Below are 8,630 nucleotides of genomic sequence, written 5' to 3'. Positions count from 1 at the left end.
GGGACTGTGGAATTAACGGTGTATCCGGCTCGACACGCCAGGCGGTAAGCCTGGCGGGAAGGAGCCCGATATGGCCGCAACACTTGAGGCTGTGCCGAGTACGAAAACCGCTGAGAAGAAGACAGAAATATCCGAGGTCGATGCTGCCCGCGAACTGGTCAGGATGGCGAAGGAACAGGGCCTGTCCCTGACCGGTCCGGACGGGCTGCTCAAGCAGCTCACGAAGACCGTCATAGAGACCGCGCTCGACGAGGAAATGACCGAGCACCTCGGATATGAAAAGCACGGCGCGGCCGGGAAGCAGACCGCGAACTCCCGCAACGGGGTCCGCCCGAAAACGGTGCTGACGGAGACGACCGGCCCCGTGGAGGTGGACGTGCCGCGGGACCGGGCCGGCACGTTCGAGCCGGTCATCGTCAAGAAGCGCCAGCGCCGCCTGACGGGGGTTGATGAGATGGTCCTCTCGCTCTATGCCAAGGGCCTGACCACCGGGGAAATCAGCGCGCACTTCGCCGAGATCTATGGTGCGTCGGTGTCGAAGGAGACGGTCTCGCGGATCACCGACAGGGTGTTGGACGAGATGGCGGCCTGGCAGAACCGGCCGTTGGACGAGGTCTACGCTGCGATCTTCATCGACGCCATTGTCGTGAAGATCCGCGACGGGCAGGTCGCCAACCGGCCGATCTACGCCGCCATCGGCGTCACCCTGGACGGGGAGAAGGACATCCTGGGCCTGTGGGCCGGGACCGGCGGCGAGGGCGCGAAGTTCTGGATGAGCGTGCTCACCGACATCAAGAACCGCGGCGTGAAGGACACGTTCTTCCTGGTCTGCGACGGACTCAAGGGCCTGCCCGAAGTCGTGACGAATGTGTGGCCGCTGACGACCGTGCAGACATGCATTATCCACCTGATCCGCAACACCTTCCGGCTGGCCTCGAAAAAGGACTGGGACGCGCTCAAACGCGATGTGAAGCCCATCTACACAGCCCCGAACGCCGCGGCCGCCCGGACGGCACTCGAGGAGCTCACGGAGCGGTGGGGCAAGAAATACGGGGCGATCGTCCGGCTCTGGGAGAACGCGTGGGAAGAGTTCAYCCCGTTCCTGGACTACGACGTGGAAATCCGCCGCGTGATCTGCTCGACCAACGCCATCGAATCCCTGAACGCCAGGTACCGGCGCGCCGTCAAGGCCCGGGGTCATTTCCCGACCGAGCAGGCCGCGCTAAAGTGCCTGTATCTGGTCACCCGATCCCTCGATCCGACCGGTGCCGGCAAGACCCGATGGGCTGTGCGTTGGAAGCCCGCTTTGAACGCCTTCGCCATCACTTTCAGCGACCGATTCCCGGCAGCTGAAAACTACTAAAGGAAATTGCCGGATACACCGTTAATGAGACAGTCCTGCATGCGGCCGGACGAAAGACCAGCACCACCTCCCTGGTCGCCCAGTACAAGCTGGACGACGAGCGATTGCCTGTTGTCGGCGACCGCGGTGTGGTCGTGGATTCGGCTGATCGGCTTGTCTGCATCGCAGAAGTAACCGGCCATGGCATCCACCAGGACTGGGCGCCATCCGTCGTGCCCCGCGGTGCTCTTTCGGGTCTGATCATCCGATGGGTGGTTCTGGCGGGTGTATCCGCGGAGGGCTCCCACGGAAAGTATTCCGTGGGAGCCCTCCGGTTCGGATGGGGCGGCTGCTAGCGCTGGGGGAGCGCTTTGGTTCCCTCGATCTGTACGGCCTGGAGTTTGTTCGGGTCCAGGCCGAGAGACTTGAGGATGGTCGGGGCGATCTGAGTGGTTTCGACGGTGGTGTCCACGGTGCGGGCATGTTGGTCATTGCCGCCGGAGACGACGAGGGGGACGTCCCGGTCGTCGGCGGAGGCCCCGCCGTGTTCGGCGATTTTGGATTTGCCGCCGGTATATACGACGCCGGTCTGCGCTATGCCCAGGATGTCAGGGTAGCGTGCGTCGCTGGTCTTCGTGCCGAAGTATCTGGCGACCTCGCTGCCTGCGTAGATTTTGCTGAGCCCGGAGGTCGGCACGTTCCTGGTGGCGCCGTTGATGTCGTTGCCGGCGGCCGGGTGGGATGCGAGGTAGTCCTTGGCGAACTGCGCTGCGCCTTGGGAGTGGTCGGAGAGCCAGAGCTGCATGATGTCGTCATCGGTGGAGAATGCCACCAGATCAGCGGCCGCGGGATGGGCCGCCTTCCAGGCCGCATTGAGTCCGTCGATGACCGCGCCGTCCGGTACCCGGGTCAGTGCAGCGGGATCCATGGGTGACTGGCCATGCTTCGCGGAGAGAATGACGGTCGTGTCCTCGGCGTGTCCGGAGGCAGCCAAGGCCGACTCCAGCTTTCCGACCGACGTGTCTACGTAGTCGAGAGCCTTGCTCAGCAGGGGGCCGGGAACGGTACCGCCGGTGAGGTAGCCGCCGGTGAGGCCGTCCGACGTCGGCAGCTTCTGGGCGGTGGAGACGGATTGGAAGTTCAAGCCGAAGATGGCCGGCACGGCCGCGGATTTGCTCCCGGAGTGGTCTTTGCCGTTGATTTCGTTGAGCACGGCCTGGACCTTGTAACCGTCGTATTGCTGGGTTGCGGCGTTGTCCTGGGTCCAGTCACCGGTGAACGGTGCGGGCGCCTTGCTGTTGATCTCGGGGGTGAAGAGGTCATCCACTCCCTTGCCGGAGGGGCCGTTGAGGATTTCGTACGCCGGGTGTTTGTCTGACCAAGCGGTAGTCAGGCCCGCGTTCTTGGCGACTTCGAAGACGGTGTTGACCTTCAGATATTGATGCGGGTAGACGGGCTTGCAGGTGGCGGGATCCACCGGGAGGGCCGCGGGATTGAGCAGCGATCCCGGCTCGCCGGTCATGTTCATGATGCTGGCGGGCAGGCCATTGAGGCCTTGTCCGGCGTCGAGCGCATTCGGGTCCTTGTCCGCCGCCTCAGTCAGTGCCACCTCGGTTCCGGGGGAAGTGTTCTTGCAGTCGGTGGTGCCGGCGGGCAGGAGCGCCCGGTTGAACGTGTCGTCGTAGTAGATCCCGGTCGTTCCGGGGTTGCCGCCGGTGAATTGCCCGACCATGCCGGGGAAGGAATCGGAAGGCACGGGAGTTTGTGCGTGCGTGTAGCTTGTGCCATGGGTCACCAGCGCGGCCAGCGCCGATTGCGGATGCGACGCTACGTACCCGTCGAGGTCCTTTTGATGCAGGCCGTCCACCGACAGCAGCAGGACATGCTTGGACGTCTCGCCCCTGCCGCCGCGGCCGTCGTTGCCATGCTGCCCGCCGTCGGCCAGCGCCGGCACCACCGCCGAACCCGCAATCATGACTGCGCCGACAGCCGCTGCTGCGGCTATCCCGTTTCTCTTCGCTGACTTCATCAAAATAAGTCCTTTCGCCAAAGTGGATCCCACGTATGATTTTTCTTCCCCTCGTGGATTCTTGCCTGCGGCAGGTCCTGGCCTTCTAGGTTTTCGAGCGATCCGGTGAAGGTTCACCGTAGGTTCAACCCTGCGTCACGAAGCTTTCTGCAAATTCACAGGCTCCGGCCTTGACTCTCACCTCCGGTAGCTGCCGGCCAGGGGCCGGCCATACCGGTCCGCTGGCGGGGGAGTCTTGCGCGGAACGGCCATGCTGCGCCCGAAATGCTAAGTTCACTTTCTGTCTTGGCTCCCTTGGCCTCACGTTAAGTCCGCATGTTGAACATGGCCGGGTGACTTCACCATGCAAAGCCCACGAGGCGAACAATTCCCCCCTGTCCCCATCCCGGCGGGGCTTCCTTGCTGCCGCACTTACCGGCGCGGCCATCACCCTGGCACCCATGAGCTTCGCCGCCGCAGATAACGGCAGCACCAAGACGAAGACCATCACCGGCCACTTCGACCCGGGTGCCGCGGACTTCGTTTACCTGCCCGTTGAGGTTCCGGCCGGTGTCAGTAAGATCAGCGTCTCCTACACGTACAGCAAACCGACGGTTGCCCCGGGACTCCTGAACAACGCCTGCGACATCGGGGTCTTCGATGAAAAGGGAACCGACCTGGCCGGGAAGGGATTCCGTGGCTGGTCGGGCGGATTCCGGACCGAATTCTTCATCTCCGCCGCAGAAGCCACCCCCGGCTACCTGCCCGGCCCGGTCGGAAAGGGCACCTGGAACGTCGCCCTGGGCCCGTACCAGGTCGCTGAACAGGGGATGGACTACACCGTCAACGTCACGCTGGAGTACGGTGCAGACGGCGCGCCTTTCCGCCCGCAGTACCCGGTGCAGCAGATCGCGGGCCGGGGCGCCGGCTGGTATCGCGGCGACGCCCACCTCCACACCGTCTACTCGGACGGCAAGCGCACGCCCGCCGAAGTTGCCGCCGGGGCCCGGGCTGCCCGCCTGGACTTCATGATCAGCACCGACCACAACACGCCAGCGGCCCACGGCATCTGGGGGCCGCTGGCCGGGAACGACCTGCTCATCCTGACCGGTGAGGAAGTGACGACACGCAACGGACACTATCTAGCGCTCGGCCTCGAGGGAGGGGAATGGATTGACTGGCGCTACCGGGCCCGGGACAAAGGCTTCGAACAGGAAGCCCAGCGGATCCACGCCTCCGGAGGTCTCGTGGTCCCCGCACACCCGTACTGCCCGTACGTCGCCTGCCGCTGGAAGTTCGGGTACGACGACGCCGACGCCGTCGAGGTATGGACCGGCCCCTGGACCGCAGACGACGAGTATGCCATCAACTCATGGGACTCGATGCTGGCACACTCAGTGCGGAGCGGCGGCCGCTGGCTGCCGGCAATGGGCAACAGTGACGCTCACAGCGCTCCGCAGGTCATCGGGTTGCCCCACAACGTTGTCAACGCGAAGGCACTGTCCCGGGACGGCATCCTCGAGGGTATCCGCAACGGCCGGAACTGGATCGCTGAATCGGCCGACATAACCGTCGACTTCAGCGTCACCTCCGGCGGCCGGAGCGTCGGCGTCGGGGAACGGCTCGACGTCGGCGCGGATGCCCGGGTCACGGTCACCGCGAAGATCGCCGGGGTTCCCAACGGTGTGGTCCGCTTCATCACCGATGAAGGACAGACTCAGCAAATCACCCTCCCGGCCTCAGGTGCGGGCACCAGCACCTGGATCACCACGCCTCAGCTCGCAGGTTACGTACGCGCCGAGGTACGCCATCCGATGAGCGACGGCACCCCGAGTAACGGCACAGAGATGGGAACGGCCCTTCTCCTGGGCCCGATGGCTGCCCTCACCAACCCGATATTCCTCGGGTCAAAGTAGGGCCGATCCAAAGGGCGGCCCCGCGAAGCTGGCGGGGCCGCCTCGGAATTCGCCAGCGTTCGGCCACTCTCCGCGCGCCAAGACCGTCCTAACTCGCTAGGCTCGGGAGTAAGCCCGGACCCGGGAGGCAGTCTGTAGGGACGATGACGAGGAAAGGCCAGATGAGCAGTGCTAAGGGCACCACAATAACGGGGGTCCGCGGGCTGTTGTTGCGCCGCGGGCTGCGCCTTGAATACGCGACGCTCGGCTGGAACCTGATCGGGCTTGGCGTCCTCGCCATTGCCGCCCTTGGTTCCGGGTCCCCGGCCCTGGCCGGGTTCGGTCTGGATTCCCTGATTGAGGTCTTCGCCTCCCTGGTCGTGGTCTGGCAGCTCAAAGGCGTCCACAAAGCCCGGGAGGGCCGGGCGATGCGGCTGATCGGGGTTGCCTTCGCAGCGCTCGCCGCCTACCTTCTCGTCCAGCTGGTTCTCGTGTTTTTCACAGGTGTCCGCCCCGCGACCTCCGGGTTGGGCATTCTCTGGACGGCCCTGACCTCAGTGGTCATGCTCGGCCTTGCGTGGGGGAAGATCCGCACCGGGCACGCCTTGGGCAACCCGGTGCTGCGCGCCGAAGGGAAAGTGACCCTGGTCGACGCATACCTGGCAGGCGCGGTCCTGGCCGGGTTGGTCCTGAACGCCCTCTTGGGATGGTGGTGGGCCGATCCGCTCGCCGGCGCCGTGATCATCTACTACGCTGTCCGCGAGGCACGCCACGCCTTCAGGCATTCCCCCTGAACGGGTCCGCGTAACCGCTGCCGCGGGGAGCGAACGTGCTTCTCGTTAGGCCGCACGTATTTTGGCTGACGACGATCGGGCGCCCCGGGCCTAGGATGGGCCCGTTAGAGCTGGCGGACCCGAGGCGCCGTCCGGAACGGAGAGTGCCATGGGACCGGCAGCGGTGCAAAGGCCGGCGAAGGCCGCATTGGTCCCAGCAGGGCTTGTGGCCGTGTTGCTGGCGTTCCTAGGTGCCTGCTCGGGTCCGGCGTCGTCGCTGCCGCTGGACCAGACCAGGACATAGCCCTGCCCGGGGCAGCGAGCAGGCTCGATTATCAGGCCCTCGACGCGGATGCGAAGCGGCTGTATATTGCCCACCTCGGCGACGGCACCGTCCACGCCGTCGATCTCGCCAGCGGCGCTGTCGCCGGGACCGTCCAGGGAACACCCTCGGTGCATGGTGTCACCCTCGCGGCCGACCGGCACCTTCTCTTGGCCGCCGTTTCGGGAACCAACGAGGTCGCCATTATCGACACCAACACCTTGACGGTGACCACCCGGATCCAGGCCGGGGACACGCCCGACGGGATCGCCTACGACCCGGTCCACGGCAAGGCGTACGTCTCCAACGAACACGGCCACGCCGAAACGGTCATCGACCTCGCTACAAATACGGCGAAGGCCTCGATCGAGATCGGTGGCGAGGCAGGCAACAGCGCCTACGACCCGGTCAGCAGGACCGTCCTGGTCAACGTCCAGGACCGCAACGAACTGGTCACCATCGACCCGGCCACCGACGCCGTCACCGGAAGGATCCCGATCCCGGACTGCGCCAGCAACCACGGCCTCTACGTCGACGGGGCGAACAAGCTTGCGTTCATCACGTGCGAGGGCAGCGCGAAACTTCTGCTCCTGGACCTGCAAACCAAACAGGTCAGCGCCCGGTTTGACACGGGTTCCGGCCCGGACGTGCTTGCCTTCGATCAGGGCTTTGGCCGCCTCTACGTCGCTTCGGAGTCCGGCGTCGTGAGCGTCTTCGACGAACAGAACCGCGACCTCACGCTCAAAGCATCGGGCAAACTCGCCGACTACGCCCACACCGTCGCCGTGGACCAGGCCACTCATCGGGTCTACTTTCCGCTCCAGGACATCGACGGGCACCCGGTGCTGCGCATCATGGACGCCAGGCAGTGACCCCGACGCCGAAAATCTGATTTATCGGCAGTCGCGGCACTTTACGCGGTCCTCAGGACTTGGCGGTCGCCAGCTTCGACCGAACCCGTACGAGGGGTGCATGCGGATTCTGGGGTTGGGGGATGGCGGCCAAAGCGAACTGGTCGATAACATCGGGCCGGAAGACGAGGCACTCCGTCGAGCCGCCGAACTGGAAGTAGCCCAGCTCGTCGCCCTTATCCACGTGGTGGCCGGGGACGATCTCCGGGCTGATGACGCACGACGAGACCTCGATCATGCCCACGGGGATCACCGCCATGAGACCGATCACGGGATCGTCGGCCTGGATCAGGATGATCGCCCGGGCCGAGACGTGGGCCAAATAGGATTGCGAGAGGGTCGGCTCGACGGCGTCGGCCCCCTCGGATTCCGCTTCGGAGAAGTACGTGCCGTCCTTAAGGTACGCCCGCACGATCGTTCCAGCGACGGGAGCGTGCCACCGGTGATAGTTCAACGCGCTCAAGAAGGCCTGGTAGACCGTTCCGCCGACAAATTGTTCCACCGACTCGTCCCGGGCGAGGAGGTCATCGAGTGAGTAGGGCTGGTTCTTGACCCAGAACCGGCTTTGCCGTTGAACGTCGGAGCTGATCTTGTAGGGGGTCGACTCGCAGGCGCTGACGATGACCTTGTCGTCTGCGGGGGCAGCGACCGGTCTGGACGTCGGCGTGAGGCGACGGGCGAAGAAATCGTTCCACGACGTGAAGCCCCAGTGCTCGGCAAGGGCATCGTGCTGGTAGTCGTCCATCCCGACGACCTGCCGGGCTTTCTCCGACATCCACCCGGACGGCGAGTCGTTTAACACATACAACGAGTCCTCGCTGGTCAAGAACACACACCAAGCATCCAGAATCTTGCGGAACATGCCGATGATCCGCGGATCCCGGTGGGCCGCGAACCCGGCCTCGGTCCCCATGGTCCAGTCGAGGATCGCCGTCAGCGGCGTGGTGACCATGCCGCCTTCGCTGAACTCCGGTGCCGTCGTCAGAATCTCGTTGATCAGCCGGAGCATCTGGTCGACGCTCGTGAGGTGCCGTTTGCGGTAGGGCTTCGACTTCGGAACCTGCTCGATCATCTCCGTCATGTAGAGACGGACAACCGGATCGGCGGCAATCAGTTCCTGGAACTCAACGATTACCGGATGCAGGGGAACATCTGCACCGCGCGCCTCCACCCGTTCCCGATGGCCGGCGATCCACTCCTCGAGGTCGTCCTGTTGCTCGGGCAGCCAGCCACCCAGTCGTCGAATACTGTCGGATGAAGAGTTAATGGTCATGATGCCGAGCCTACTCGCCTCATAGTCGGCGCCAGCGACATATGCACTTCCTCGCTGGCCGGATGGGGCCGTTCTGCTCAATCATCCGGGGGAGTTATGCTCACTC

8 protein-coding genes are annotated in these 8,630 nt (G+C 64.7%); 5 read left to right on the top strand and 3 right to left on the bottom strand.

Translation table 11 applies throughout. The features are described from left to right. Positions 1–70: 70 nt before the first annotated feature. Positions 71–1,363: an IS256 family transposase gene (locus AC1DGI_RS11540; protein ID WP_476898905.1), complete on the top strand. Its 1,293-nt coding sequence runs from the start codon at positions 71–73 to the stop codon at positions 1,361–1,363. A 5-nt stretch (positions 1,364–1,368) separates the two neighbouring features. Further along, on the top strand, positions 1,369–1,698 hold the full coding sequence (locus AC1DGI_RS11535; RefSeq protein ID WP_476898915.1) for an ASCH domain-containing protein: 330 nt from the start codon (positions 1,369–1,371) through the stop codon (positions 1,696–1,698). Here AC1DGI_RS11535 and AC1DGI_RS11530 read toward each other — a convergent pair. Beyond that, on the bottom strand, positions 1,695–3,371 hold the full coding sequence (locus AC1DGI_RS11530; RefSeq protein WP_476898904.1) for an alkaline phosphatase family protein: 1,677 nt from the start codon (positions 3,369–3,371) through the stop codon (positions 1,695–1,697). The two genes, AC1DGI_RS11535 and AC1DGI_RS11530, sit on opposite strands and share 4 nt — an antisense overlap. A 332-nt stretch (positions 3,372–3,703) precedes the next feature. Here AC1DGI_RS11530 and AC1DGI_RS11525 point away from each other — a divergent pair, with 332 nt between their 5' ends. After that, entirely contained in the window at positions 3,704–5,266 is a 1,563-nt protein-coding gene (locus AC1DGI_RS11525; RefSeq protein WP_476898903.1) for a CehA/McbA family metallohydrolase, read from the top strand. A gap of 161 nt (positions 5,267–5,427) precedes the next feature. After that, on the top strand, positions 5,428–6,039 hold the full coding sequence (locus AC1DGI_RS11520; RefSeq protein ID WP_476898902.1) for a cation efflux transmembrane domain-containing protein: 612 nt from the start codon (positions 5,428–5,430) through the stop codon (positions 6,037–6,039). A gap of 90 nt (positions 6,040–6,129) precedes the next feature. On the opposite strand, the gene AC1DGI_RS11515 is transcribed toward AC1DGI_RS11520, so the two are convergent. Next, positions 6,130–6,477: a hypothetical protein gene (locus AC1DGI_RS11515; RefSeq protein ID WP_476898901.1), complete on the bottom strand. Its 348-nt coding sequence runs from the start codon at positions 6,475–6,477 to the stop codon at positions 6,130–6,132. Between AC1DGI_RS11515 and AC1DGI_RS11510 the strand changes: the two genes are divergently transcribed. Then, the gene (locus AC1DGI_RS11510) at positions 6,472–7,212 is read left to right on the top strand and encodes a YncE family protein (protein ID WP_476898900.1); all 741 of its coding nucleotides are present in this window, start codon (positions 6,472–6,474) and stop codon (positions 7,210–7,212) included. The genes AC1DGI_RS11515 and AC1DGI_RS11510 overlap by 6 nt on opposite strands. 52 nt (positions 7,213–7,264) lie before the next feature. Here AC1DGI_RS11510 and AC1DGI_RS11505 read toward each other — a convergent pair whose 3' ends face one another. Continuing rightward, positions 7,265–8,524: a phophatidylserine decarboxylase associated domain-containing protein gene (locus AC1DGI_RS11505; protein ID WP_476898899.1), complete on the bottom strand. Its 1,260-nt coding sequence runs from the start codon at positions 8,522–8,524 to the stop codon at positions 7,265–7,267. Between the last annotated feature and the right edge of the window lie 106 nt (positions 8,525–8,630).

Source organism: Arthrobacter sp. 05N428_2, from assembly GCF_056397065.1.
This window is presented reverse-complemented; position numbering and strand designations above follow the sequence as displayed.